Source organism: Parazoarcus communis SWub3 = DSM 12120, from assembly GCF_003226565.1.
In the GTDB taxonomy this organism is placed as follows: Bacteria; Pseudomonadota; Gammaproteobacteria; order Burkholderiales; family Rhodocyclaceae; genus Parazoarcus; species Parazoarcus communis.
On the sequence record NZ_QKOE01000001.1, the window covers coordinates 224,703 to 250,618 of the forward strand.

General features: G+C 61.1%; 25 protein-coding genes and 1 tRNA gene. 22 read left to right on the forward strand and 4 right to left on the reverse strand.

Annotation, left to right across the window (positions count from 1 at the left end; translation table 11 throughout):
• Positions 1 to 194: 194 nt before the first annotated feature.
• From DNK49_RS01000 to DNK49_RS01015, 4 genes are all read left to right on the forward strand, one after another.
• Positions 195 to 665 (forward strand): methylated-DNA--[protein]-cysteine S-methyltransferase, encoded by a 471-nt coding sequence (locus DNK49_RS01000; RefSeq protein ID WP_110522454.1) that lies wholly within the window; start codon positions 195 to 197, stop codon positions 663 to 665.
• A complete protein-coding gene (xerD, locus tag DNK49_RS01005; RefSeq protein ID WP_110522455.1) occupies positions 662 to 1,579 on the forward strand; it encodes a site-specific tyrosine recombinase XerD in 918 nt (305 codons plus the stop codon). The genes DNK49_RS01000 and xerD overlap by 4 nt, the downstream gene beginning before the upstream one ends.
• Before the next feature lie 53 nt (positions 1,580 to 1,632).
• Positions 1,633 to 2,121 (forward strand): Cys-tRNA(Pro) deacylase, encoded by a 489-nt coding sequence (ybaK, locus tag DNK49_RS01010; protein ID WP_110522456.1) that lies wholly within the window; start codon positions 1,633 to 1,635, stop codon positions 2,119 to 2,121.
• A gap of 156 nt (positions 2,122 to 2,277) precedes the next feature.
• Positions 2,278 to 2,652 carry an H-NS histone family protein gene (locus DNK49_RS01015; protein ID WP_110522457.1) on the forward strand — a complete coding sequence of 125 codons (375 nt, stop codon included), beginning with the start codon at positions 2,278 to 2,280 and terminating at the stop codon, positions 2,650 to 2,652.
• Between the two features lie 57 nt (positions 2,653 to 2,709).
• Here the strand turns inward: DNK49_RS01015 and DNK49_RS01020 are convergent, their stop codons facing one another.
• Positions 2,710 to 3,087, reverse strand: a complete 378-nt coding sequence (locus tag DNK49_RS01020) for a dihydroneopterin aldolase (RefSeq protein ID WP_110522458.1) — start codon at positions 3,085 to 3,087, stop codon at positions 2,710 to 2,712.
• Positions 3,088 to 3,194: 107 nt separating this feature from the next.
• Between DNK49_RS01020 and plsY the strand changes: the two genes are divergently transcribed.
• Positions 3,195 to 3,788: a glycerol-3-phosphate 1-O-acyltransferase PlsY gene (gene plsY, locus DNK49_RS01025; protein WP_110522459.1), complete on the forward strand. Its 594-nt coding sequence runs from the start codon at positions 3,195 to 3,197 to the stop codon at positions 3,786 to 3,788.
• Here plsY and tsaD read toward each other — a convergent pair whose 3' ends face one another.
• Entirely contained in the window at positions 3,789 to 4,811 is a 1,023-nt protein-coding gene (gene tsaD / locus DNK49_RS01030) for a tRNA (adenosine(37)-N6)-threonylcarbamoyltransferase complex transferase subunit TsaD (protein ID WP_110522460.1), read from the reverse strand.
• Between the two features lie 150 nt (positions 4,812 to 4,961).
• Here tsaD and rpsU point away from each other — a divergent pair, with 150 nt between their 5' ends.
• The 5 genes from rpsU (at position 4,962) to fic (ending at position 10,770) form a co-directional block, all read left to right on the forward strand.
• Positions 4,962 to 5,174: a 30S ribosomal protein S21 gene (gene rpsU, locus DNK49_RS01035; protein ID WP_110522461.1), complete on the forward strand. Its 213-nt coding sequence runs from the start codon at positions 4,962 to 4,964 to the stop codon at positions 5,172 to 5,174.
• A gap of 83 nt (positions 5,175 to 5,257) precedes the next feature.
• Positions 5,258 to 7,126: a DNA primase gene (gene dnaG, locus DNK49_RS01040; RefSeq protein WP_110522462.1), complete on the forward strand. Its 1,869-nt coding sequence runs from the start codon at positions 5,258 to 5,260 to the stop codon at positions 7,124 to 7,126.
• A 49-nt stretch (positions 7,127 to 7,175) separates the two neighbouring features.
• Positions 7,176 to 9,158 (forward strand): RNA polymerase sigma factor RpoD, encoded by a 1,983-nt coding sequence (gene rpoD, locus DNK49_RS01045; RefSeq protein WP_110522463.1) that lies wholly within the window; start codon positions 7,176 to 7,178, stop codon positions 9,156 to 9,158.
• A 138-nt stretch (positions 9,159 to 9,296) separates the two neighbouring features.
• Positions 9,297 to 9,375, forward strand: a tRNA-Ile gene (locus tag DNK49_RS01050).
• A 312-nt stretch (positions 9,376 to 9,687) separates the two neighbouring features.
• Entirely contained in the window at positions 9,688 to 10,770 is a 1,083-nt protein-coding gene (fic, locus tag DNK49_RS01055) for a protein adenylyltransferase Fic (RefSeq protein WP_110522464.1), read from the forward strand.
• A gap of 403 nt (positions 10,771 to 11,173) precedes the next feature.
• On the opposite strand, the gene DNK49_RS01060 is transcribed toward fic, so the two are convergent.
• Positions 11,174 to 12,043, reverse strand: a complete 870-nt coding sequence (locus DNK49_RS01060) for an SIR2 family NAD-dependent protein deacylase (protein WP_110522945.1) — start codon at positions 12,041 to 12,043, stop codon at positions 11,174 to 11,176.
• Between the two features lie 290 nt (positions 12,044 to 12,333).
• Entirely contained in the window at positions 12,334 to 15,501 is a 3,168-nt protein-coding gene (locus DNK49_RS01070) for a bifunctional diguanylate cyclase/phosphodiesterase (RefSeq protein ID WP_110522466.1), read from the reverse strand.
• Positions 15,502 to 15,707: 206 nt separating this feature from the next.
• Here DNK49_RS01070 and thiL point away from each other — a divergent pair, with 206 nt between their 5' ends.
• From thiL to DNK49_RS01130, 12 genes are all read left to right on the forward strand, one after another.
• Complete coding sequence (gene thiL, locus DNK49_RS01075; protein WP_110522467.1) at positions 15,708 to 16,667, forward strand: thiamine-phosphate kinase; 960 nt, start codon at positions 15,708 to 15,710, stop codon at positions 16,665 to 16,667.
• Between the two features lies 1 nt (position 16,668).
• Positions 16,669 to 17,151, forward strand: coding sequence for a phosphatidylglycerophosphatase A family protein (locus tag DNK49_RS01080; protein ID WP_207806854.1), 483 nt, complete (start codon positions 16,669 to 16,671; stop codon positions 17,149 to 17,151).
• A gap of 4 nt (positions 17,152 to 17,155) precedes the next feature.
• Positions 17,156 to 17,674: a nicotinamide-nucleotide amidase gene (gene pncC, locus DNK49_RS01085; RefSeq protein ID WP_110522468.1), complete on the forward strand. Its 519-nt coding sequence runs from the start codon at positions 17,156 to 17,158 to the stop codon at positions 17,672 to 17,674.
• Positions 17,675 to 17,702: 28 nt separating this feature from the next.
• Positions 17,703 to 18,737 (forward strand): recombinase RecA, encoded by a 1,035-nt coding sequence (gene recA / locus DNK49_RS01090; RefSeq protein WP_110522469.1) that lies wholly within the window; start codon positions 17,703 to 17,705, stop codon positions 18,735 to 18,737.
• Positions 18,738 to 18,760: 23 nt separating this feature from the next.
• On the forward strand, positions 18,761 to 19,210 hold the full coding sequence (gene recX, locus DNK49_RS01095; protein ID WP_110522470.1) for a recombination regulator RecX: 450 nt from the start codon (positions 18,761 to 18,763) through the stop codon (positions 19,208 to 19,210).
• Positions 19,197 to 19,919, forward strand: a complete 723-nt coding sequence (gene lptB / locus DNK49_RS01100; RefSeq protein WP_110522471.1) for an LPS export ABC transporter ATP-binding protein — start codon at positions 19,197 to 19,199, stop codon at positions 19,917 to 19,919. Before recX ends, lptB begins: the two co-directional genes overlap by 14 nt.
• A gap of 27 nt (positions 19,920 to 19,946) precedes the next feature.
• Entirely contained in the window at positions 19,947 to 21,410 is a 1,464-nt protein-coding gene (locus DNK49_RS01105; protein ID WP_110522472.1) for an RNA polymerase factor sigma-54, read from the forward strand.
• A 17-nt stretch (positions 21,411 to 21,427) separates the two neighbouring features.
• Positions 21,428 to 21,751 carry a ribosome hibernation-promoting factor, HPF/YfiA family gene (hpf, locus tag DNK49_RS01110; RefSeq protein ID WP_110522473.1) on the forward strand — a complete coding sequence of 108 codons (324 nt, stop codon included), beginning with the start codon at positions 21,428 to 21,430 and terminating at the stop codon, positions 21,749 to 21,751.
• Between the two features lie 138 nt (positions 21,752 to 21,889).
• On the forward strand, positions 21,890 to 22,375 hold the full coding sequence (ptsN, locus tag DNK49_RS01115; protein WP_110522474.1) for a PTS IIA-like nitrogen regulatory protein PtsN: 486 nt from the start codon (positions 21,890 to 21,892) through the stop codon (positions 22,373 to 22,375).
• Positions 22,344 to 23,285, forward strand: coding sequence for an HPr(Ser) kinase/phosphatase (gene hprK, locus DNK49_RS01120; protein ID WP_110522475.1), 942 nt, complete (start codon positions 22,344 to 22,346; stop codon positions 23,283 to 23,285). Before ptsN ends, hprK begins: the two co-directional genes overlap by 32 nt.
• A gap of 157 nt (positions 23,286 to 23,442) precedes the next feature.
• Positions 23,443 to 24,963: a threonine ammonia-lyase, biosynthetic gene (ilvA, locus tag DNK49_RS01125; RefSeq protein ID WP_110522476.1), complete on the forward strand. Its 1,521-nt coding sequence runs from the start codon at positions 23,443 to 23,445 to the stop codon at positions 24,961 to 24,963.
• A 102-nt stretch (positions 24,964 to 25,065) separates the two neighbouring features.
• The gene (locus DNK49_RS01130; protein WP_110522477.1) at positions 25,066 to 25,905 is read left to right on the forward strand and encodes an ABC transporter substrate-binding protein; all 840 of its coding nucleotides are present in this window, start codon (positions 25,066 to 25,068) and stop codon (positions 25,903 to 25,905) included.
• Positions 25,906 to 25,916 lie beyond the last annotated feature (11 nt).

Here is a 25,916-nt window from a genome sequence, read left to right on the forward strand (position 1 = left end):
ACCGCCCTTACGTGGAGGCTTCCGAACGTGAGCGGGCATCACTTACCGTGCGGTAAGGACCAGACTGCAAGCCCCATTGCCGTTGCGCAGCAACGTGCCGCGCAACGGCCACAAGGGTGCGCCAAGCCTTTTTCCACGGCCGTCGGGATCGCCCCTCACCCCATCCCGCAGCACCTGATGCAAGAAGGGGCCGGATGAACGTTCCGCCTGCAGATATCGTGCTGGACCTGCCCTTTGGCCGCTTCGGCATTCACCTGATCGGCACGCAGATCCGCGAAATGCAGTTCCTGCCGCCCGACACCCCGCTGCGCGCCCCGCGGGAGGACGCTGCGCAAGCGATCGTGGCGAAAATCCACGCCTGGCTCGGAGCCCCCTCACACCCACTCCAGCTCCCCCTGTGCTCACGTGGAACACCCTTTCAGCGCCGCGTCTGGCATGCACTGACAACGATCCCTGCAGGCCAGGTAAAAAGCTACGGGACGCTTGCAGCAGAGCTCGATACCGCCGCACGAGCGGTCGGTCAGGCCTGTGGGGCGAACCCGTTTCCACTGGCCATTCCGTGCCATCGTGTCGTTGCGGCAAACGGTATCGGTGGTTTCGCCCATGCATCCGACGGCTACCTGATCCTCGCCAAACGCTGGCTGCTGGCCAATGAAGCACCATGACAGGCACACCCTCCACACCTCCTCAGGCCCTCCACGCCGAACTGGATGCTTTCTGCGACACCCTGTGGCTGGAACACGGATTGGCGCGCAACACGCTTGCCGGCTATCGCAGCGATCTTGCCTTGTTTGGCCACTGGCTGTACCAACGCGGCCAAACGCTGCAAACCGCCGACTCAGCCACCCTGGCAGCCTATCTGGCTGAATTCAGCCAACGCGCCAAACCAACCAGCCAGCGCCGATTGCTCTCGGCCTGGCGGCGCTATTACCGTCATCTGCTTGCCAATCGCCAGATCTCAAGTGATCCCACGCTGAAGCTCGATCCACCACTGCCAACACAACGCCTGCCAAAAACACTGACTGAGACCCAGGTCGAAACGCTGCTTGCCGCACCAGATCTTGATAGCCCGCTGGGAGTTCGGGATCGCTGCATGCTCGAAGTCATCTATGCAAGTGGACTGCGCGTCTCGGAATTGATCACGTTACCGACATTTGCCGTCAGCCTGAACGATGGGGTCGTCAAGATCATGGGTAAAGGCAGCAAGGAACGCCTCGTCCCACTTGGACAAGTCGCGGTCGAATGGATCGTGCGATATATGCGCGAGAGCCGCCCCACCCTGCTGGCCGGACACCAGTGTGACGCAATGTTTGTCACACAACGTGGAGCTGCAATGAGTCGACAAATGTTCTGGCGTATCATCAAGCAATATGCAACCCAAGCCGGCATCCCGGCACAACGCATTTCACCGCATACGTTACGCCATGCATTTGCCACGCACCTGCTGAATCACGGCGCCGATTTGCGTGTCGTACAATTACTGCTCGGCCATGCAGACATCTCCACAACCCAGGTTTATACCCATGTTGCACGAGAGCGCCTGAAGGCATTACACCATATTCATCACCCGAGAGCCTGACTGCCCGCCCGTAAATAAATCCAATAAAATATCATTAAATCAAACCCTTAATAATGCCAAAAGCAGACAAACATCACCCGGAAACGCCCGCAACCCGCTTCCTTCGCCAACACGGCATTCCTTATTCCGGACATCCATACGAATACGAGGAACACGGTGGCACCGAGGTCTCTGCCCGCGAACTGAATGTCGACGAGCACTCGGTGATCAAAACCCTGATCATGGAAGACGAAAGCGGGCACCCCCTGATTGTTCTGATGCACGGCAATCGCAAGGTCTCCACCAAGGAGTTGGCACGACAAGCCAATTGCAAGCGCATCGAACCTTGCAAGCCTGAGGTTGCAAATCGCCATTCAGGCTACCTGATCGGCGGCACCTCACCCTTTGGAACACGCAAGAAAATGCCTGTTTACATGGAGAAAACCATTCTTGACCTGCCACTCATCTATATCAATGGCGGGAAAAGGGGATTTCTTGTCGGCATCCACCCGCACGATCTGCTCACGGTATTGCAGCCAACGCTGGTCGAAGTGGCAAATTAAGTTACTGCATCCTTATCTCACCGGGGAACAAATATCCGCCGGAAGATATAAAAATTCACGCGGACATGCTCTATTAGTGCCAGAATAGACGCCTTGGGTTCTGATCGTATTGATTCGGTCATCAATCCAGTTCGTCAAACACTATTTGGAGAAATCATGGATCTCGGCTCTATGTCGCTGACCGAACTGCGTCGCCTGCAATCGAAGGTTGAATCGGAAATCCGTCGCCGTAGCGACACCGCACGGCGCGATCTGATCAAGCGCATGCAGAAGATGGCCGCCGAACAAGGACTTTCGCTGGAAGACGTCATCGGCACGGCACCTGCTGCGGCGGAAAAGACGCCCAGCCGCCGCGGCCGCAAACCGGGTAAAGCCGCAAAGGCGGCAAAACCGGCCACCGTCAGCGTCATCAAGTACCGCAACCCTGCGAATCCGGAGCAGGGCTGGACGGGACGTGGGCGCAAACCGCAATGGGCACTCGACCTGCTTGCCCAAGGCAAGTCCCTTGACGAAGCCGCAGTCCAGATCTGACCACAGACGGGCCCGGCCAGTGGCCGGGCCTCATGACCTGCACTGATTGCCAGCGAATTACAGCGTGGAAGGCGGCAGACTCACGCCCTCCTTCCCGCGCTGGATAAATACGCCAACCCGCCTGACTCCCTTCATCACACCAATCTTGGCAATCCGGATCTTGACCCACGGCGCGCCGAATTCGTCAAAAAGCATATTGACCACGAACTCGCCGAGCGTTTCAATCAGATTGAAATGGCGCTCTGCCAATTCCTGCCGAATACGCTCGATCACCTCCGCATAATTGATCGTGTCGGCGATATCGTCATGTTCTGCTGCCGAGTCGGGCACCCCGAAGGTCAGGTGCAACTCAACGGTTTGCGGCGCGATCTTCTCGCGCGGATAGATGCCGACCCAGGCCTGAACGCGCAGCTCTTCGATGAAGATGAAATCCATGTCGGTTCCCGATTAGAATCGCCGCAATTCTAGCCGGATGCTCCACTCCCTTGCGTACAGATTGCTACGCAAGTACCCGTCACCCCCTCCGGCACCGTGGAGAAACCATGTCTGTCATGCTGCTACTTGCCGCCGCCTACCTGCTGGGCTCGGTTCCGTTCGCAATTGTCTCAAGCCGGCTATTCGGCCTGCAGGACCCACGAACCTACGGCTCAGGAAACCCTGGCGCAACCAATGTGCTGCGCAGTGGCAACAAGGGTGCAGCAGTCGTCACCCTGTTCGGGGATTGCGCAAAGGGCTGGCTGGCAGTGTGGGCCGCACTTCAACTGGGCTTTGCCGCGCCAGAAGCAGCATTGGCGGGCCTGGCCGCTTTCCTCGGGCATGTATTCACCATTTTCCTGCGCTTCAATGGCGGCAAAGGTGTCGCCACCGCACTCGGCGTGCTGGCCGGCATCGACTGGCGTATTGCACTCGCCAGCCTTGGCATCTGGCTACTGGTAGCCTTCATCAGCCGCTACTCTTCCGCCGCCGCGCTTGCCGCCGCTGCGGCAGCGCCAATTGCCGGCTACCTCTTTCTTGGCGGCGTTCCGGTCATTGCCGTGCTGCTGGCCATGAGCGCAATCCTGATCTGGCGCCACGCAGCCAACATCCAGCGACTGTTCGCCGGCACCGAGGGCCGGATCGGTGGCAAGAAGACCTGATCAGCCCGGCACACTCAGATCCATTAGCGGCCAGCGCGGACGAATCCGGATTCCGGGCGACGAATTCGGCCGCTCGCCCGCAACGAGGCGCTGCGCGCCGGCAAATGCGATCATCGCACCGTTGTCGGTACACAAGGCCGGCTCAGGGTAATACACCCGCGCGCCCCGTTTTCGCACCGCCTGATCCAGGCGAGCACGAAGGGCACGGTTGGCTCCGACCCCGCCCGCGACCACCAGCGACTTCAAACCCGTGTGCTTCAGCGCAGCAAGCGCCTTGGCACACAGCACGTCAATCACCGCCTGCTGAAAATCCGCAGCCAGGTCGGCTGCATGGGACGACTGCCAGTCAGCCGCCGTCACGACGTTGAGCACCGCCGTCTTCAAGCCACTGAAGCTGAAATCAAGATCCCCCGAGTGCAGCATCGGTCGCGGCAAACGATAACGGCCCGCCGCCCCCTGCTCCGCCAGCGCAGCCAGTTGCGGCCCACCCGGATACCCCAGGCCAAGCAACTTGGCTGTCTTGTCGAAAGCCTCGCCTGCCGCGTCATCCAGCGACTCGCCGAGCAAGGCGTATGCCCCTACGCCGGTCACTGCCATCAGTTGGGTATGCCCCCCCGACACCAGCAGCGCAACAAACGGAAAGGTCGGAGGATCCGCCGCCAGCAGCGGCGACAACAGATGCCCCTCCAGGTGATGCACCGGAAGCGCCGGAATACCCGCCGCCAGCGCCATCGACTCGGCGACGCTCGCCCCCACAAGCAGCGCACCCGCCAGACCTGGACCAGCGGTATAAGCCACGGCATCCATGTCGGCCATGGACGCCCCTGCATCCTTGAGTGCCTGCCTGATCAGCGCCGGCAAGCGCCGGATATGATCACGGGACGCCAACTCTGGCACGACCCCCCCATACACCGCATGCAGATCGATCTGGGAGTGCAGGCTTTGCGACACCATGCCGACCGTCGTGTCATAGATCGCGACCCCGGTTTCGTCGCAGGATGTCTCGATGCCAATCACCTTCATTACGTCGCGTATCCTATTGAAGCAAGCGTGCATTCTAACGTTGCCAGCAACAAGTTTCTTCAGCAAATCTGCAGATATGACTTGCCAGCCACCCCAACTCTCCGATATATTCGCGATCTTTCTGCCCCCAGACACTCAAGGAAGTACGCAATGCCGGGTATTCGCGTCAAGGAAAACGAGCCGTTTGAAGTCGCCATCCGTCGCTTCAAGCGCACTATCGAGAAGACCGGTGTGCTGACCGAACTGCGCGCACGCGAGTTCTACGAAAAGCCCACCGCCGAGCGCAAGCGCAAGCTGGCCGCAGCAGTCAAGCGCAATCACAAGCGCCTGCGCAGCCAGACCCTGCCGCCGAAGCTGTACTGATCCCGCTCCGGTTCGTTCCGGCAGCCAGCACGCCGGGTAACGGTCATCCTGACCGATACCCGGCGTAGCCGTTTTTACGCGCGATGATTCCACAGTCCTTTATCCAGGATCTGCTTGCCCGCGTCGATATCGTCGACGTCATCGAGCGCTACCTGCCGCTGAAAAAGGCTGGCGCGAACTATTTCGCCTGCTGCCCGTTTCATGGCGAAAAGTCAGCATCGTTCTCAGTCAGCCCGAGCAAGCAGTTCTATCACTGCTTTGGCTGTGGCGTCCATGGCAGCGCCGTCGGCTTCCTGATGGAATATAGCGGCCTGAGTTTTGTCGAGGCCGTCAAGGAACTCGCCCAACAAGTCGGAATGCAAGTCCCCGACGACGGCAAGCCAGGACAAGCGCAACAACACCCCGCACACGACAAATTGGTCGACGCCATGGCTACGGCTGCGCGCTTTTATCGCGAGCAACTCAAGCACGCACCCGAAGCTGTCAATTATCTCAAGCGGCGCGGCCTGTCGGGCGAGATTGCAGCGCGATTCGGCATTGGCTTTGCCCCAGATGAATGGCAGGGACTGCAACGCGTATTGCCGGACTACCAGGCCAAGCACCTGGCCGAAGCCGGCCTCGTCATCGACAACGACCAAGGCAAGCGCTACGACCGCTTCCGCCACCGTATCATGTTTCCGATCCACGATCGTCGCGGCCGGATCATTGCGTTCGGCGGACGCGTGCTGGACAGCGGCGAACCCAAATACCTCAACTCACCCGAAACCCCGCTGTTTGAAAAAGGCCGCGAACTCTACGGCCTGTTTCTCGCCCAGAAGGCCATTCGCGATGCCGGCTTCGCGGTCGTGGTCGAGGGCTATATGGACGTTGTCGCACTCGCCCAGTTCGGCGTGGACAACGCGGTTGCCACACTGGGCACCGCCACCACACCACACCACATCAATACACTGCTGCGACACACCGACCGCATCGTATTCTGCTTCGACGGCGATGCAGCAGGCCGCCGCGCCGCCTGGCGGGCACTGGAAAACGCCCTCGAAGCCTTGCGCGACGACACAACCCTGGCATTTCTGTTCCTGCCTTCCGAGCATGACCCGGACTCTTTCGTGCGCAGCGCCGGCGCCGACGCCTTCCGCAAGGCCGCTGCAGCGGCGACTCCACTGGCAACCGTATTGCTCAATGAACTCAAGGAGCAGTGCGAACTGGACAGCGCCGAAGGGCGCGCCAGACTGGTTCATGAGGCCAAGCCGCTGATCACCCGCATTGCGGCTCCGCTACTGCGCCTGCAACTGGTCAAAGCCATCGCCGAAGCCAGCGAGCTGACGCAGAACGAAGTCGAACAAGCCTTCGGCCTCAAGAGTGCATCTGCACCCAGGTCGCGATTCAACGCCACCCGCAGCGACAAGCACAGCGCCCACGCCGACTTCGATCGCTTCCCAACGGACGACTTTCCACCCGCTGGCTTCATCCCTCGCAACCGCCCACCGCGGAACACGGGACGACGCAAACCCCCGTCAGCCATCGGCACCCTGCTCAGACTGGTCCTTCAGCACCCGAACTGGGCTGCGCGCCTTCCGGTAGACCTGATTCCGGACGACAGCCCCGAAGGGCGGGCACTGATCGCAATCATCGACCTGATCAGCCTTGGCGAAACCCTGCCAGCGGGCGGAATTGGCGGCTTGATGGAACGCTTCCGCGACACCCCGCACAGCGACACGCTCGCCCAACTGGGTGCGGAACTCCTGGACACCGAATTCGACGAAGGCATCGTAGAGCTCATGTTCGAGGACACACTACGCAAACTCCAGGGCGACGCCATTACCCGCGAGATCGATCAGCTGCTGGCCCTGTCCAAGGAAGACACGCTCTCCACCACAGACCGCCACCGCCTGAGCGAACTGCTGATCGAAAAACGAAACCTCGCAAGTGCAGGCAAAGTCTCAGATTTATAGTATAATTTTCGGTTTACCCATTTACTTCCGCCCCGATTCGAGGAGTGCCATGGCACGCGAAAAAGCCAAGGATTCGCGCAAGGACAGCCCGAAAGGACGAGCCTCCAAGGCCAAAGACAAGGCCGCACTGGTCGTCGAAAGCCCGGAAATCGCCCCGCTCGATGCAGAGGTGCGCCGTACCCGGCTGAAAACCCTGATCACGCTCGGCAAGGAGCGCGGCTACCTGACCTATGCCGAGATCAGCGATCACTTGCCGGACGACGTCGCCGACGCCGAGCAGATCGAAGGCATCATCGCCACGTTCAACAACATGGGCATCCAGGTCTACGACGCAGCACCCGCTGCCGAAGACCTGCTCATGTCGGACAGCGTCGCCACCACGGTTGACGAAGACGTCGCCGAAGAAGAAGCCGAACAAGCCCTGTCCACCGTCGACTCCGAATTCGGGCGCACCACCGACCCCGTCCGCATGTACATGCGTGAGATGGGCACGGTCGAGCTCCTGACCCGCGAAGGCGAGATCGAGATCGCCAAACGCATCGAGGACGGGCTCAAGCATATGGTTCAGGCCATTTCGGCCTGCCCGACCACGATCGCCGAGATGCTCGAAACCGCCGACAAGGTCGCGCGTGACGAGATGCGTATCGACGAGATCGTAGACGCAGTCATCGACCCCAATGCCGCGGCGGAGGAAGCTGCACTGGCAGAGGCCGAAGAGGCCGAGGAAGACGCCGAGGACGAACCCGCTGACGACGAAGACAGCGAGGACGAAGACGGCGATGGCGGCGAAAGCGCAGCCAACGCGGCCTCCCTGCTGCAGCTCAAGACTGACGCCCTGGCGCGCTTTGCCGTCATCCGCGAAGTCTACGAAAGGATGATGGACACGCTGTCCCGCAAGGGTTCGCAGGACATCAACTACCTGGCGATGCAGCAGCAGATTTCCGACGAGCTGCTCAACATCCGCTTTACCGCCAAGTCCATCGAGCGCCTGTGCGATTCGGTTCGCCACATGGTCGACCAGGTCCGCACCCATGAGCGGCAGATCCTGCAGCTGTGTGTCGATCGTGCTGGCATGCCGCGTCAGCACTTCATCAAGGCCTTCCCCGGCCACGAAACCGACATCGACTGGCTGAAGAAGGAAATCGCTTCTGGCAAGGGCTACGTTGACGGCCTGATGCGTATCCACCCTGCAGTCCTCGAAGAGCAGCAGAAACTGATCGAGTTGCAGGACAAGATCGGCCTTCCGCTGAAGGAGCTGAAGGACATCAACCGCCAGATGTCCACCGGCGAAGCCAAGATGCGTCGCGCCAAGCGTGAGATGACCGAGGCCAACCTGCGCCTGGTAATCTCCATCGCGAAGAAGTACACCAACCGCGGCCTGCAGTTCCTCGACTTGATCCAGGAAGGCAACATCGGCCTGATGAAGGCGGTGGACAAGTTCGAATACCGTCGTGGTTACAAGTTTTCGACCTATGCAACCTGGTGGATCCGTCAGGCGATCACGCGCTCGATCGCCGACCAGGCCCGCACCATCCGTATCCCGGTGCACATGATCGAAACCATCAACAAGATGAACCGCATCAGCCGTCAGATCCTGCAGGAAACCGGTCAGGAACCGGACCCTGCAACCCTGGCGGAAAAAATGGAAATGCCCGAGGAGAAGATCCGCAAGATCATGAAGATCTCCAAGGAGCCCATTTCCATGGAGACGCCGATCGGTGACGACGACGACTCCCACCTGGGCGACTTCATCGAGGATACCGCCACCCTGGCACCGGCCGAGGCGGCAATGTACTCCGGCCTGCGCGACGCCACCGGCGAAGTGCTCGACTCGCTCACCCCGCGCGAAGCCAAGGTGCTGCGCATGCGTTTCGGCATCGAAATGAATACCGACCACACGCTGGAAGAAGTCGGCAAGCAGTTCGATGTCACCCGCGAACGCATCCGTCAGATCGAAGCCAAAGCCTTGCGCAAGCTGCGCCACCCCAGCCGTTCCGAGAAGCTGCGCAGCTTCCTCGACAGCGACGCCTAAGCCCCCTCACCCGGCTGCAATGCACCGCAGCCGGGCCGGGAAAGACTTTTGTAGCAGCCGGTTCAGATCGGGAAAACCATGTGCCTGCCCGGCTTACCATCAAGTCGGGCAAGCGCTAGTGCAAACAATCAGCTTCGAGGGCCTCTAGCTCATGCCTGGTTAGAGCAGCGGACTCATAATCCGTTGGTGCTGGGTTCGACTCCCAGGGGGCCCACCAATAAAATCAGGGGCTTAGGAGAAATCCTAAGCCCCTTTTTCATGTCGGTCGATTCCAGAAGTACAATTTCGGTACAGCACCCGTACCGGAGCGCACCATGGCAACGATCGTCAAGCCCCTCTCAGGCATCTAAAACCTGTATTCGAGCCCGAGAGAATCCGCCGGTTCAACTGCAGCCGCTACGCCTCGGGCGGGTACTGCGGCAAGCCTGACTTGTAGAAGATCCCGTCTTTCTTCGACACAAGAAGATATCATGTCGAAGCCGTCGACACGTTCAGAAGACACGTCGATTCATCAGTCCATTCTCGACATATGACCTTCGACCCACGGAAGCCGTACAACGACCTCCCTGCCCTTCCCCCTCAGGCGGAAGTAGAGTCGTGGACCATTCTGAAGGCTTGCATCGAGGCGCGCGCAGCTGTCGCCGAACTCAAGCAGGCTGGCGAACTGATCCCCAACCAGGCCGTGCTGATCAACAGCATTCCCTTGCTGGAAGCCCAGGCAAGCTCGGAAATCGAGAACATCGTCACCACAGCGGATCGCCTCTTCCAGTTCGCCGATGACCGCGATTCCATGGCTGATCCTGCGACGAAGGAGGCGCTCCGTTACCGAACGGCGCTGCGCGAGGGATTCGAATCGCTGCGTCGCCATCCGCTCACGACCCGAACCGCGATCGATATCTGCCGCACCATCAAGGGTGTCGATATCGACATCCGTAAGACGCCGGGTACGGCATTGATGAATGACCGCAGCGGCAAGGTGATCTACACTCCACCTGAAGGTGAGGCACGCATTCGCGACAAGCTAGCCAACTGGGAGCGCTTTCTACACGAGGCCGAGCACATCGACCCGCTAGTGCGTATGGCTATCGGCCACTACCAGTTCGAGGCCATCCACCCCTTCGTCGACGGCAACGGCCGAACCGGCCGGGTGCTGAACCTGTTGTATCTGGTCGAGCGGGGCTTGCTCGACATCCCGGTGCTCTACCTGTCCAAAGCCATCATCGAAGCCAAGCAGGACTACTACCTGCTCCTGCTGAACGTCAGCCGGGATGCCGCCTGGGAACCCTGGATTCTGTTCATGCTCGACGCCGTCCGCAGCACCGCGCAATGGACGACGTCCCGCATCAAGACCATCAAAGCGCTCATCGACGCCACCGCCGAGCGAATGAAGCGCGACGCGCCCGGCATCTACTCCCGCGAACTGACCGAGCTGATCTTCGTACAACCCTACTGCCGCATAGCCAACGTCGTCGACGCCGGCATCGCCCAGCGCCAGACGGCGTCGGTCTATCTGAAGCAACTCGTCGACATTGGTCTCCTTCGCGAGATGAAGGCAGGGCGGGAGAAGCTTTTCATCAACCCACACCTTATTCAAGCACTCTACGCCGGCTGACATGATTGCCTAGACAGAACAACCGCCCATCGGATGTTCGACGTCGTTTCCGCAGAGCCGACACTGCGTAGGCGCAAGTGGTGTCGACAACGACAACGACAACGACAACAGCGTTACTGAAGGAGAATCACACACCGTCGATTGCACAAGCGATCATGAAGTAAGGCAAGACAGGTCAGGCCGTGGTTGGCAAAGCCCGCGCAGAACGAGGCGCCAACCAGCATACCCATCAGGGATAGCGAGCAGGTCTCGCAGCGAAAGTCCGAATGTACAGGAGCAATCTTTACCTTCGAGCCGTAATCCAATAAGCGCTTGGCAAGCAGGGGGGGCCATGTACGCCCGGCGAACCGGGGGATTACCGTGCGCGTGTCTCCTCTCAACGTCTGCCCGACCTGACGCCCGTTCATGCACCGCGGTGTGCCAGTTGCAGAGTGCTCATCTGTTGTCGATCAAGGAATCCCGTCTCGAGCAGTGCCGCCGCAATTCCACCCATCGCCTCGGTTCCGGTCATGGGAAGAGACACGCCGCGGTCGGCCGATGTCTGAGCCTCGGTCGTGTTGATCCTGATGATCGGGCAGTCTTGCGACTCACCGAAGTAGCGCACCGTCGGGATCGCCGTCCCCGCGCCAATCTCGAGCACCAGCAAGCGTTCTACGCTGGCACGCCAAACGTCCAACCTGGAACACTGTTCGCGCATGCGATCATCGATCCACTCGTGGTCACCAAACATCAGGATGTTCGGACGCGCCAGGCCCTTGCACCAAGGGCAGGCAGGCAGTTCGCCAATGAACAGGGATCCGCCATCGACGTTCGGGACGAGGGCCTCGGCCGTCCACACATCGTTCATGCACCCGTCCATGCACTGCAGATGGTGGATCGAGCCGTGACACTCCATGACGCGCGTCGGATCGAACCCCGCCTTCTGAAAGTGCCCGTCGACATTGCTCGTGAACACGAACGCGCCATCGGGCAGGCCGCTCGCGATCAGCTTGAGGATCTGAAAGGCGGCGCCCGGCTCCGTTGTGCGGTACATCGCCAGCCGATGACCATAGAAGCCCCAGGCGAGCCGCGGATGCTGGCGAAACGCATCCGGACAGGCAATGTCGCTGAAGCCCATCCGCGCCCGCCCGAGCGCGGGATAGGCGCGCCACATGCCTTCGTTGCCCCGGAAATCCGGAAGGCCGGAATCCACGCCCAGGCCGGCACCCGCGGTGATGAGCATCCCATCCGCTTGGGCGATGAGCCTCGCACACTTGGCAAACCGCGCTTGCATGTCGGGGCCAATCTGTTGATGTTTCATGCTGTTTGCTTGTGCCGACTCCAACGGCAACCGTTGCGGTCAGTCCCACCCGCATCGGCGACGGCAGCGGTAGAAGCGAGTACCAGCGGGATTGCTGTGACGCTCTTCATGTGTGACTCCAGGGTGACGAAGGGGCACTCGGCTTCAGCGTTTTGATTCAGTGAGATGGTTACGCGCAACATGCCCGATTTCAAGTCAACGGGAGTGACCATCGTCACTCCGTGGGACACAGTCGCCATGAACGCCCCGGAACACGGCAAGAATCAACCCGGCAGTTCAAGAACCTCCGCAGGCTGCGGACGGCCATACAGATACCCCTGCATCTCATCGCACTCCAGCTCAACCAGTTGCCGCCGCTGAGATGCCAGCTCTACGCCCTCGGCAATCACCCGCATCCCCAGGCTGTGCGCCATGGCAACAATCGCCGCGACGATGGAAACCGCGCGTGAGCCGGTCAGCATCGCACGAACGAAGGATTGATCGACCTTCAAGGTATCGATCGGGAAGCGCTGCAGATAGGAGAAACTTGAGTACCCTGTACCAAAATCATCCAGCGACAAGGTGATATCGAGCTGTTTGAGCCGGCGCAGCATCAGCTCCGCACGTTCCGCCTGCCCCATCAGCATGCTCTCGGTCAGCTCCAGTTCAAGCAGCGTTGGCGGCAGACCGGTTTCCTCCAGTACCGCGGCGACCCGCTCAGGGAAATCCTGATTGCGGAACTGCCGTGCGGAGACATTTACAGCCACCCTCAGGGGTCGACCGGCTTCCTGCCAGGTCCGTGCCTGGCGGCATGCCGTCCGCAGCACCCATTCGCCAATCGGTTCGATCAGTCCAAGTGCCTCGGCCACCGGGATGAAACGTGCAGGAGACACCGCACCCAACTCCGGATGCTGCCAACGCAGCAACGCCTCCACGCCAATGCAACGACCGCTTGCCGAATCGACTTGCGCCTGATAAGCAAGATGGAACTCGTCCCGCTCCAGTGCGGTACGGAGCGCCTGCTCGAGCAAGAGGCGATCATGCACTTGCTCGTTCATTTCGGCAGTAAAGAAACGGATGGCGTCACGCCCCGACTCCTTGGCGTGATACATCGCGATGTCGGCATGCTTGAGCAAGGTCTCACCGTCGGACCCGTCCGGGGGATACAAGCTGACACCAACACTTGCGGTCACAATGAACTGATGCTCGTCAATCTGGATCGGCCGCAGCAAGGCTTGCTGCACGCGCTGCAGCACGAGGTAGGCCTGTTCCTCAGACCCCAGCTCCGGCAGCAGCACAACGAATTCATCCCCTCCCAGGCGGGCAGCCGTGTCTCCATCGCGCAAGCCCTCGTGGATACGCGCAGCAACCTCACAAAGCAAGCGATCGCCAGTGCGATGCCCCAGGTTGTCATTGATATTCTTGAAATTATCGAGATCGATGAAGGCCACACCCAACAGGCTGTCATGGCGCCGTGCGGCAATGATGGCCTGTTCCAGCCGGTCGTCCAGCAGAGAACGGTTGGGCAGTTCGGTCAGCGGGTCGAAACGCGCCTGATGCTCGAGTTGCTTCAGATAAAGCACGCGCTCGGTGACATCCTGCATGACCATGACCACGCACTCCCCCTCAGCCAGCATCGGCGAAATTGCGCACTCGATGTGAAAACCCACCCCATCGGCGCGAACCCCTTCGAGCTCCAGCACCGACGATCGATGCAGTCTGAACGCACGCTCCAGCGCCAAAACCCCGTCTGCGTCGAATGTACCAATCTTGTCCAGTGTATGCCCGGTCAGGGCTTCACGGCTCGCGCCAAGGATGGAAGCCGCCGCCGGATTGGCATCACGTACCGCAAAACACCCTCCTTCAGTGCGCAGGATCAGCACACCATCCCGCGTGGCCTCGATTGCGCGCTCGCGCAAGCGCAGCAGACTCTCTGCCACATCCCGCGCCCGTGCATTGCGCAGGTTGCCAATACCGTAACCGAGGTCTTCGGCCAGTTCGCGCAGCAGGGCCACCCCTGCCACATCAAGATCACTCGCCCGCGCTGCACCAATCGTCAGCACCCCGAGCATCCTGTCACCGCCAAGCAACGGAAACGCGATCAGCGCCTGGCATCCAGCCTGGGCCGCCACAGGTCTCAACGCTGCCGGGCACGCCTCTAGCGACGCGTAATGTACGGTTCGCTGCTGTGACAGAGCCCGACCTCCAGGCATCTCCTGCGCGCCCTCAGGCTGCCCAAGCCAACGCTGGAAAGGACCAGTGTCGCCCGCCGCAGCAGTCCATTCGAGAGCACCGGAAGGGCTCAGACACTCGATGAAGGCGCAACGAAAGCCCCCCGTATTGACCAGCACATGGCAAATCCCTCTGACCAGCGACTGCTCACCTTCGGAGTGCACCAGGGTTTCATTACCACGACTCAAAGTCCGCAGCGTGCGCTGCAGCCTCAGCATGGGCAGGATGACCATGCGCCGGATAGCCTGGTTCAGGCATAGCATCAACACCGCGGCCATCAACAGGCTTGCGATGGCCACACGGTGCCGCAACTGAACGGCACTGCGGCCAAACTCATCGACATAACCGCTGACGCCAATCACCCAACCCAGCGCCTGATTGCGGCGAAAGGCGACCAGCTTGTCCCGCGGCGACTGTTCACCCAACTCGGTGTTCTGCCAAGCGTAATCAAATACGCCCTCGCGTTGCGTCAGCAAGGCGGCGTTCAAATCGGCACTCCCGCCCGCAGCATCAGTCAGTTTATTCCCCTGCTGCGTCGGATGAATCAGGAAACGTCCTTCATCTGGCCCAGGATTGCCGTCCACGACATACAGATAGCCGCTATCGCCGACGACAAAGGCCCGCAAGCTGTCCTTCACCGGCGCCAGCGCCCGATCCAGGTCCAGCCCCAGCAGGTACAAGCCGAGCAGCATGCCGTCCTTGGTGCGCACCGGCAGCAACTCGACCAGATACCTGTGCGTACGGATACTCAGTTGCAGTGACGCGCGTTGCCCTCGCTCCAGCATGGCGAGGACATTGCGCTCCAGCACCAATACCGGTGCGATCCCATCGTCACCCCACTGCGTGCTGGCCAGCACACGAAACCGCCCCCCTTGCTCACGCAGTAGTGCGGCAGCCAGTGTCCCGCGCGCGTCATTGCCATGAATGGAGAGGTCGCTGAAGCGGGACGAGACCGGCACACCTTCCGTTGTCCAACCGCCATCCGGTGCACCGGCAACAGCCGCACTCCGCACCTGAAAGTGACCTTCAAGCACATCCGCCTGCTGAGCCAGGCCAGAACGCAGCATGGCGTACTGCGCGTCAACCAGACCATCCGCAAGCAGGGCCAGTGACCGCAGCGCGGCTTCCGCTTCGTCCCGAGTCTTGCGTTCCAGATAGGCATCCGCGATCAGGGCAACCGGCAAAATGACAAGCGCAACGATGACAACGACAATCGTCAACAGTCTTGCTCTCAGCCCATCGCTCACGACCGTGGCCACCTGGCATCTCTATCGCTTATGTCCAAGACAGCATCTTACCCATTTTGGGGCGAGATGGAATGCACACGCGTCCAACCGATCGCATGCAGGGCCGGATGAAGCGACATCCAGCGAAGGTCTGCGGTAAGCTCACACCCGCCCATCCAACCGACCACTTAGCCCCGCCGATGCCCTCCGAGTTCGAGCTGATCCGCCGTTACTTCAACCGCCCCTGCGCGCACACCGACCTGTCGGTCGGCGATGACGCCGCCCTGGTGCGGCCCGCCTCGGGAATGCAGCTCGCGATATCGACCGACATGCTGATTGCGGGCACGCACTTCTTTCCCGACACCGACCCCTGTGATCTCGGCTGGAAAGCGCTTGCAGTCAACCTGTCGGACCTCGCCGCGATGGGGGCACAAGCACGCTGGGCGGTGCTCGGCCTGGCCTTGCCCGATGTCGACGAACCGTGGCTCAGCCGCTTCGCCGACGGGCTGTTCCATTGTGCGGACCAGTACGGCGTCGACCTGGTGGGCGGCGACACGACGCGTGGTCCACTCGCCATCGGCGTGACCATCTTCGGCGAAGTTCCCAATGGCAGTGCGATACGGCGAGATGGCGCCCACCCGGGAGATGAGATCTGGATTTCCGGCCAACCCGGGCTGGCCGCCTTGGGGCTGGCCTGCCTGCAGCAGCGCATCACCTTGCCAACTGCCGCGCGCACTCGCTGTATCCACGCCCTGCAGCACCCCGAACCCCGGCTCGCACTCGGCCTGGCACTGCGTGGCGTCGCAAGCGCCATGCTGGACGTCTCCGATGGCCTGATCGGCGACCTGAACCATATACTTGAGCGCTCCGGCTGTGGCGCGGAGATCGATGCCACCTTGCTGCCGCTGACTCCACTGCTGGCGGCTGGTGCGGACGAGCCCCTGGCACGGCGCTGTCTGCTGGCGGGTGGCGACGACTACGAGCTGCTGTTCAGCGCGCCACCCTCCATGCAAACCACGCTCGCCGCCCTGTCGACGCAACTGCAATTGCCATTGACCCGCATTGGCCACATCACCGAACATCGCGGCCAATTGCTGCTACGGGAGGTCGACGGCCGCCTGCTCCCTCCACTTGTCTCTGGCTACGACCACTTCGCCTGATATGCGCCCCACGTTCCGCCTGATGCTCAGCCATCCTGCCCATCTCATCTCGCTGGGCTTCGGCTCGGGACTATCGCCAAAGGCACCCGGCACTGCAGGCAGCCTGCTTGCCTGGCTGCTTTATCCGCTGATCCGGACACCTCTCTCGGAAATCGCCTTTCTGATCATGCTGGGCGCCTTCTTCCTCGCGGGTATTCTGGCCGCAGAGCGCACCGGCCGGACGCTGGGAGTATCCGACCACGGTGCCATTGTCTGGGACGAGATGGTGGCAGTCTGGCTCGTACTGCTCTTCACCCCTGCCACCCTGCTGTGGCAGGCTTGCGCAATTGCCTTGTTCCGCCTGTTCGACATTACCAAGCCGCAGCCGATCCGCTGGGCGGACAGCCGGGTCAAGGGCGGCTTCGGCGTCATGCTCGACGACCTGCTGGCGGCCGGCTACACCCTGCTGGCACTCGCCATCCTGGTGGCCCTGTTCAAACCCTGAAACCATGGACCCCATACTTCAAGACCTCTCCATCAGACTGGGCCACGCACTATCGGCACAAGGCTGGCAATTGGCCACAGCCGAATCCTGCACGGGCGGCTGGATCGCCGAAGCGGTTACCGCCACGGCAGGCAGCTCTGCCTGGTTCGATCGCGGCTTTGTCACCTACTCCAACGCAGCCAAGGTCGACATGCTGGGAGTCAATGAGGCAACCCTGACGAAGCACGGCGCAGTCAGTGAAGCAACAGTCGCAGAGATGGCGCGCGGCGCGATAGCGCACAGCCGGGCTGATATCAGCGTTGCCGTCTCCGGCATCGCCGGCCCCGGCGGAGGCTCGGCTGACAAGCCGGTTGGCATGATCTGTCTGGGCTGGGCACGCCGACTCGGCCCCTCGCACTCCCAGACCCTGTACCTGACAGGCGACCGGGAGGCCGTTCGGCGCCAGACCGTCATCGCCGCACTTGAGACCCTGATCGGGCTTGCCAACGCCGAAGGCAGCAACTCAGCAATCTCTGTGCCATAATTCACCTCTTATTCAGCAAGGACGCTCCATGGACGACAACAAGGCCAAGGCGCTTGCCGCTGCGCTCTCGCAGATCGAGAAGCAGTTCGGCAAGGGTTCGATCATGCGGATGGGCGACGGCAACGTCGAGCGCGACATCCAGACGGTTTCCACCGGCTCGCTGGGGCTGGACATCGCACTCGGCCTGGGCGGCCTGCCCCGCGGCCGTGTCGTCGAGATTTACGGCCCCGAATCATCAGGCAAGACCACACTCACGCTCCAGGTCATCGCCGAGATGCAGAAACTGGGCGGCACCGCGGCCTTTATCGACGCCGAACATGCACTGGATGTCGGCTACGCCGAAAAGTTGGGCGTCAATATCGGCGACCTGCTGATCTCCCAGCCGGACACCGGCGAACAGGCGCTCGAGATTGCCGACATGCTGGTGCGCTCCGGCGGTGTGGACATCGTGGTCGTCGACTCGGTCGCGGCCCTGACCCCCAAAGCCGAAATCGAAGGTGAAATGGGTGACCAATTGCCCGGCCTCCAGGCCCGCCTGATGTCCCAGGCCCTGCGCAAGCTGACGGCCAACATCAAGCGTACCAACACGCTGGTCATCTTCATCAACCAGATCCGGATGAAGATCGGCGTCATGTTCGGCAGCCCGGAGACCACAACAGGTGGTAACGCGCTCAAGTTCTACGCCTCGGTGCGCATGGACATCCGACGCACGGGCGCCATCAAGAAGGGTGACGAAGTCGTCGGCTCGGAAACCCGGGTCAAGGTCGTCAAGAACAAGGTTTCGCCACCGTTCAAGGAAGCCCATTTCGACATCCTCTACGGCGAAGGCATCTCGCGCGAAGGCGAGATCATCGACCTTGGCGTTGCTCACAAGATCGTCGACAAGTCGGGCGCCTGGTACGCCTATAACGGCGACAAGATCGGCCAGGGCAAGGACAATTCGCGTGAGTTCCTGCGTGCCAATCCGGCGCTCGCCCGCGAGATCGAAAACAAGGTCCGTGCCGCAGTCGGCCTGGGCGAAATGGCCACCATCGGCAGCGGCCCCGCCGCTGCCGAAGCCTGAGACCGTCCCTCGCGAACCGGACGATGGGCGAGCCCACCTTGCGCGAACGCGCATTGCGTCACCTCGCCCGTCGCGACCATTCGCGTGCGGAGTTGGCGCGCAAACTTGCGCCCTACGGAAGTGCCGAAGAGGTTGAAGCCGTGCTCGAGCGCATGTCCGACCTGGCCCTGCAGTCGGATACGCGCTTTGCCGAAGCCTGGGTTCGAAGCAAGTCGGGGCGCTTCGGCAGCATCCGCCTGCGCCACGAACTGGCACGCCGCGGAGTCGAAAAATCACTGATCGACGAAGCAATCGAGCACGAATGCGCACAATCCGAACTCGACCGCGCACGCACAGTGTGGCAGTCTAGATTCGACAGCCCACCCGAAGACCACCGCGAATGGGCAAAGCAAGCGCGTTTCCTGCAAACCCGCGGCTTCGCCACCGACATCATCCGCAAACTGCTGAAAGAATCTCCAGATGAGTCTGCTTAAGGTCAACGGTCTGCAAAAGCGTTACAAGGCACGCACGGTCGTGCGCGACGTATCGTTCGAGGTCGGCTCGGGTGAAGTCGTGGGACTGCTGGGCCCCAACGGTGCCGGCAAGACCACCTGTTTCTACATGATCGTGGGATTGGTGCGCGCTGATGGCGGCGAAATCACACTGGATGACGCCCGCCTCACCCATCTGCCGATCCATGCACGCGCACGCCTGGGGCTGTCCTATCTGCCGCAGGAGATGAGCGTTTTCCGCAAGCTCACCGTGGCCGAAAACATCCGCGCGGTACTTGAACTTCAAGGCCTGGAAGAGTCCGACATCAAGGCCCGCCTGCAGGAACTGCTTGAAGAACTCAACATCACCCACCTGCGCGACAACACGGCAATCTCCCTGTCTGGCGGCGAGCGCCGCCGGTGCGAGATTGCCCGTGCGCTGGCTACCAACCCGCGACTGATCCTGCTCGACGAGCCGTTTGCCGGCGTCGACCCGATTGCCGTCATCGACATCCAGAAAATCATCCGCTTCCTCAAGGAACGCGGCATAGGCGTGCTGATTACCGATCATAATGTCCGTGAGACCCTCGGCATCTGTGATCGCGCTACCATTATTACCGAAGGTAAAGTGCTCGCAAGCGGTCTGCCCAGCGAGATCATCGCCAACGAACAGGTCCGTCAGGTATACCTTGGCGAACATTTCCGGCTCTGATTCCGGCCTGCGTCTCACACTGGCATCATGAAACCGACACTTCAGCTCAAGCTTTCGCAACACCTGACGCTCACCCCGCAACTGCAGCAGTCGATCAAGCTGCTTCAGCTGTCCACGCTCGAACTCAACCAGGAGATCGAACGCTTCCTGCTCGAAAACCCCATGCTTGAGCGCGAAGATGGCGACGGCGGCGACTTTTCCGGCCCTGCGACAACAAGCACCACACCCTCGTCCAACGAATCGCCCACGGACAGCAGCAACGAGTCGCAAAACAACGATAGCGACAATCGCAACGACCGCGACAACGACAGCGGCAGCATCGACGAGGGGATGGATTGGTCGGGTACCGGCAGTGGGGCGAGCAGCAAGAGCGACGACGACGAGGACACCGACTTCCAGGAGTTTCAGGCTGCGGGTACGTCGCTACGCGACCATCTCGACCTGCAGGTCGCGCTCTCGCCACTGTCAGACCGCGACCGCCTGCTGGTGCGCTTCATCATCGAGGCGCTCGACGACGATGGTTATCTGTACCAGGAACTCGAAGAACTCCTCGAGCTGCTGCCGCCCGAACTTGACATCGATCTCGACGATCTTGCCATCGCACTGCGACATGTCCAGCAGCTCGAACCCGCTGGCGTAGGCGCTCGCACACCACAGGAATGCCTCGGACTCCAGTTGCGCGCGATGTCGCCGTCCCCGGAACGCGATCTGGCACTGATCATCGTTGAACAACACCTGGAGCTGCTGGCCGAGCGGAACTTCGCGAAGCTCAAGAAGCTCACTGATTGTGACGACGACGCACTCAGGGCTGCACACGCGTTGATCTGCCGGCTCGACCCCCATCCCGGCTCTCAGCACTCCAGCGAGGAAACCCGCTATGTGCTGCCCGACGTGGTCGTCCGCAAGATCCGCAACAAATGGACGGTCTCGCTCAATGCCGAGGCTATGCCCCGCCTGCGCATCAACCAGTTGTACGCCAACCTGCTGCAACAGAATCGGGGCCAGGGTGGCGGACTCACTGGCCAACTGCAGGAAGCCCGTTGGCTGATCAAGAACGTTCAACAGCGATTCGACACCATCCTGCGCGTTTCCCAGGCCATCGTTGACCAGCAACGACAGTTCTTCGATCATGGAGAGGTGGCGATGCGGCCACTCACCCTCAGGGAGATCGCAGACCAGCTCGAGCTGCATGAATCCACCGTATCGCGCGTGACCACACAGAAATACATGGCCACCCCGCGCGGCGTTTTCGAACTCAAGTATTTTTTCGGCAGTCACGTTGCCACCGACACTGGTGGAGCGGCTTCCTCAACGGCGATTCGCGCGCTGATTCGCCAGTTGGTGGACGCCGAAGACAGAAAGAAACCCCTGTCCGACGCCAAGATCGCCGATCTTTTGGGCCAGCAGGGTATCGTGGTCGCACGGCGCACCATCGCCAAGTACCGCGAGTCACTCAATATCCCGCCGGTCAGCCTGCGCAAGACGATTTGATAACAAGAGGAGTTACCATGAATCTCAATATCACCGGCCATCATGTCGAAGTTACCGATGCCATCCGCGACTATGTCTCGGGTAAGCTCGACCGCGTCATTCGCCACTTCGACAATGTCACCAGCGTGAACGTGATTCTGTCCGTCGAAAAACTTGACCAGAAAGCCGAAGTCACGGTTCACGTCCGTGGCAAGGACATCCACGTCGAGAGCACCGACGCTGACATGTATGCGGCTATCGATGCGATGACCGACAAGCTCGATCGCCAGGTCCTCAAGTACAAGCAGAAGACCAACGACCACCATCACGACTCGCACAAGCACCAGACGCCTGAAGCGTGATCATTTCACTAGGCCTTTTGGGCGAGGGAGCGGCTATAATCCGCGCGTTCGCATGACGCGGTCTGCCGTCTCCCCCTCCCCAAAGACCCTGAGCGTGGTGCCGCCTCCTCCGGTGGTGCTGCGCGAGCCCCAAAGCGCATGAGCCTCATTGCCCAACTCCTGCCCCTCTCGAATGTCGTTGCCGATCTTGACGCAAGCAGCAAGAAACGCGTGTTCGAGCAGGCTGGCCTGCTGTTCGAGAACAACCAGGGTGTCGCCCGCAGTACCGTATTCGACAGTCTGTTCGCACGCGAACGTCTCGGTTCGACTGGCCTCGGTCAGGGCATTGCCATTCCCCACGGCCGAATCAAGGGTCTGAAGGAAGCAGCAGGCGCCTTCATGCGCCTGGCCACACCGGTGCAGTTTGATGCGCCCGATGGACGCCCGGTCAACCTGCTGTTCGTACTGCTGGTACCTGAGCAAGCCAACGAGACCCATCTGCAACTGTTGTCCGAACTCGCCCAGATGTTCAGCGACCGCAGCTTCCGCGAGCAACTGCTCGACGCCCCGGACGCCGAAGCCTTGCACACCCTGTTCACCCAATGGGGCAACGATGCGGCAAACGAGCGTCGCGCGGCTGTTTGAGGACAACCGGACGCGTTTGCAGCTGACCCACGTCAGCGGCAACCTGAACGCTGTCATTTCCGTCCGGGAAGAACGCATCTGGCCAGCAGACCTGATTGGCCACCTCAACCTGATTCACCCCGAACGCCTGCAGATCCTTGGCGCAGCGGAGCTCGCGTGGGCGAGACGTCAGTCTCGTGACAAGGTTGCCCACCATCTCAGTGGCATCCTGGCCGCGCGACCGCCCGCCATCATTGTTGCTGATGGTTGTGAAGCACCCAATATCGTCATGGGGGTTTGCGAGGCACACAACGTCGCACTGTTCTCCACACCCCAGCCCGCTGCCGGCGTCATCGACCAGTTGCGCCTCTACCTGTCCCGGCAGCTTGCCGAAAAAGCCTCGCTTCACGGCGTGTTCATGGACGTACTGGGTCTGGGCGTGTTCATTACCGGCAACTCCGGTGCGGGCAAGTCCGAACTGGCGCTCGAGTTGATCTCCCGCGGCCATGGTCTGGTAGCAGACGACATCGTCGAGTTCTCACGTATCGCCCCCACGGTACTCGAGGGTCGGTGCCCCGAGTTGCTGCAGGATTTCATCGAAGTGCGCGGTCTTGGCATCCTGAACATCCGCACCATCTTCGGTGAAACCGCCTGCAGACGAAAGATGCGTCTACGCCTCATCTGCCACCTGGAGCGCCGCCAGCCCGGACAGGACGACCCCACCCGCCTGCCCATGCAACGCGAGCAGCAGGATATCCTTGGCGTAGGCATCCCGCGGGTCACGCTGCCCGTCGCAGCAGGTCGCAACCTTGCGGTGCTGCTCGAAGCCGCCGTCCGCTCCACCATCCTGCAGTTACGTGGCGTCGACTCCACCCAGGAGTTCATCGACCGTCAGACCCGCATGATGCAGAACGACGCCCAGGACGGCTGAGCCGTCAGCAAACGCCGCGCTTGAGCATCGCACTATCCTCGCTCGAAAGCACACTCGGGCCCCACCGCTTTCCCGATACTGCGCGACCACCCTTGCCGCACTGCCGCATCGACTGCTACGCTCGATCCCTTTTCCGCCCACCGGACCTCACTTCGCCATGACTGCCGCCAAACCGGATTACCTGGAACGCATCCTCAACGCCCAGGTGTACGATGTCGCCATCGAGACCCCGCTCGATTTCGCCAGCAACCTGTCGGCACGCATTCATAACCGGATTTACTTCAAGCGCGAGGACATGCAGCCGGTATTCAGCTTCAAGCTGCGGGGGGCCTATAACAAGATGGTCAAGCTGTCGCCCCAGGCACTCAAGCGTGGCGTGATCTGCGCATCGGCCGGCAATCACGCGCAAGGCGTCGCCCTGTCGGCCCAGAAGCTTGGCGTACGCGCAGTCATCGTCATGCCTAGCACCACCCCGCAGATCAAGATCGATGCGGTCAGGGCCCGCGGCGGAGAAGTGGTACTCGCGGGGGAGTCCTACTCGGACGCCTATGCGCATGCCATCGAACTGGAAAAAACAGAGAAACTGACCTTCGTCCATCCCTTTGACGATCCCGACGTGATTGCGGGCCAGGGCACCGTCGGCCTCGAGATCCTGCGCGCGCATCCGCAACCCATCCACGCTGTGTTCTGCTGTGTCGGAGGCGGAGGTCTGATTGCCGGCGTCGCCGCCTATATCAAGCGACTCCGCCCGGAGACCCGCATCATCGGCGTGGAGGCGGTCGGTGCCGACGCGATGACCCAATCTCTGGCTGCCGGCAAACGGATCGTGCTCGATCAGGTCAGCATCTTCGCTGACGGCGCTGCGGTCAAGGAAGTCGGCACCGAAACCTTCCGTCTGTGCCAGGAATATGTCGACGAGATGATCCTGGTGGACAACGATGCCATCTGCGCGGCAATCAAGGACGTCTTCGAAGACACCCGCTCCATCCTGGAGCCGGCCGGCGCACTGGCAGTCGCTGGGGCAAAGGAGTACGCACGCCGTCACAAGCTGCGCGACAAGCATCTTGTCGCCATCGCCTCCGGCGCCAACATGAACTTCGATCGTTTGCGCTTCGTCGCCGAGCGTGCAGAATTGGGTGAACAGCGCGAAGCGGTGCTCGCCGTCACCATTCCGGAACAACCCGGTTCATTCCGTAAATTCTGCAGCCTGCTCGGTAACCGCAACATCACCGAGTTCAACTATCGCTACGCCGATGCAGAACGCGCCCACATCTTTGTTGGCGTCACGGTGCATAACCGCAACGAAGCGACACGGCTGGTCGAGATGCTGGAACGCCATACCCTGCCGGCAGTCGATCTGACCGATGACGAGCTGGCCAAGACGCATGTCCGCTACATGGTCGGCGGCCGTGCGCCACAGGCCGAGAACGAGGTGGTCTATCGCTTCACCTTTCCGGAACGTCCTGGCGCCTTGATGAACTTCCTGTCCAATCTCCACACCGACTGGAACATCAGCCTGTTCCACTACCGCAACCATGGTGCGGACTTTGGTCGCGTACTGGTCGGCATGCAGGTACCCGCGGCGGACAAGCCCGCCTTCGAGGCCTTTCTGGCGCGGGTGGGTTACGAGTATGTGGACGAAACGGCCAATCCTGCCTATAGGCTTTTCCTCTCCTGATAGCGGCACCCTGTCAAGGGACGGCTATTACTAATGCGCTATACTCGGGACCTCGGATCAAGGCTCCGACCATATGGATCGACAGCCAGGAATGGGGCGTTCATGAGCAGATGTGTACGACGGCAAGCGGGGCGTTCGAACAAGCATGTTCGGCTTGGCCTGCTGGCGCTGTCGATCTGGGCTTGTTCGCTGACCTCCTTTGCTCAGAGTCCGGAGACAAACAGGATTGAGCGCATCCAGCGTGAAGCCCGTCTGAAGGTCTGCATCTGGCCCGACTATTACGGCATCTCGTTACGCGACCCGCGTACGCTCGAGCTCAAGGGCATCGATATCGATCTGGCTCAGGCACTGGGCGCGGATCTCGGGGTGACCGTCGAGTTCGTCGACAGCAGCTTCGCGCGCTTGATCGACGACGTCAGTGGCAATCGTTGCGATATCGCAATGTTTGCCATCGGCATCACACCAGAGCGCTCCAGCCGCCTGCGCTTCACGTCGCCACATCTGGCCAGTGACATCTACGCCATCACCACACGCAGCAACCGCAAGATCAAGTCCTGGGACGACATCGATCAACCAGGTATCGTGGTTGCCGTTGCCAAAGGCACGCTGCATGAGCCCGTGATGCGTGGCAAGCTGCGGCACGCCCAGCTTGCAGTGCTGTCCTCACCGCACGCCCGCGAGCAAGAAGTCGAGTCCGGCCGCGCCGACGTGTTCATGACGGACTTTCCCTACAGCCGGCGGATGCTGGATCAGGCCGACTGGGCACGACTTGTCTCGCCGACGGGCACCTATCACATCACCCCCTACGCCTGGGCCATCGCGCCGGGCGACGACAACTGGCACGCTTACCTCGAGCGCTTCGTTGCCCGCATCAAGCAGGATGGGCGTCTCGCGCAGGCTGCAGGGCGGCACGGCCTGAGCCCCATCGTCGTCCTGCGCTGATCTCCGGATGT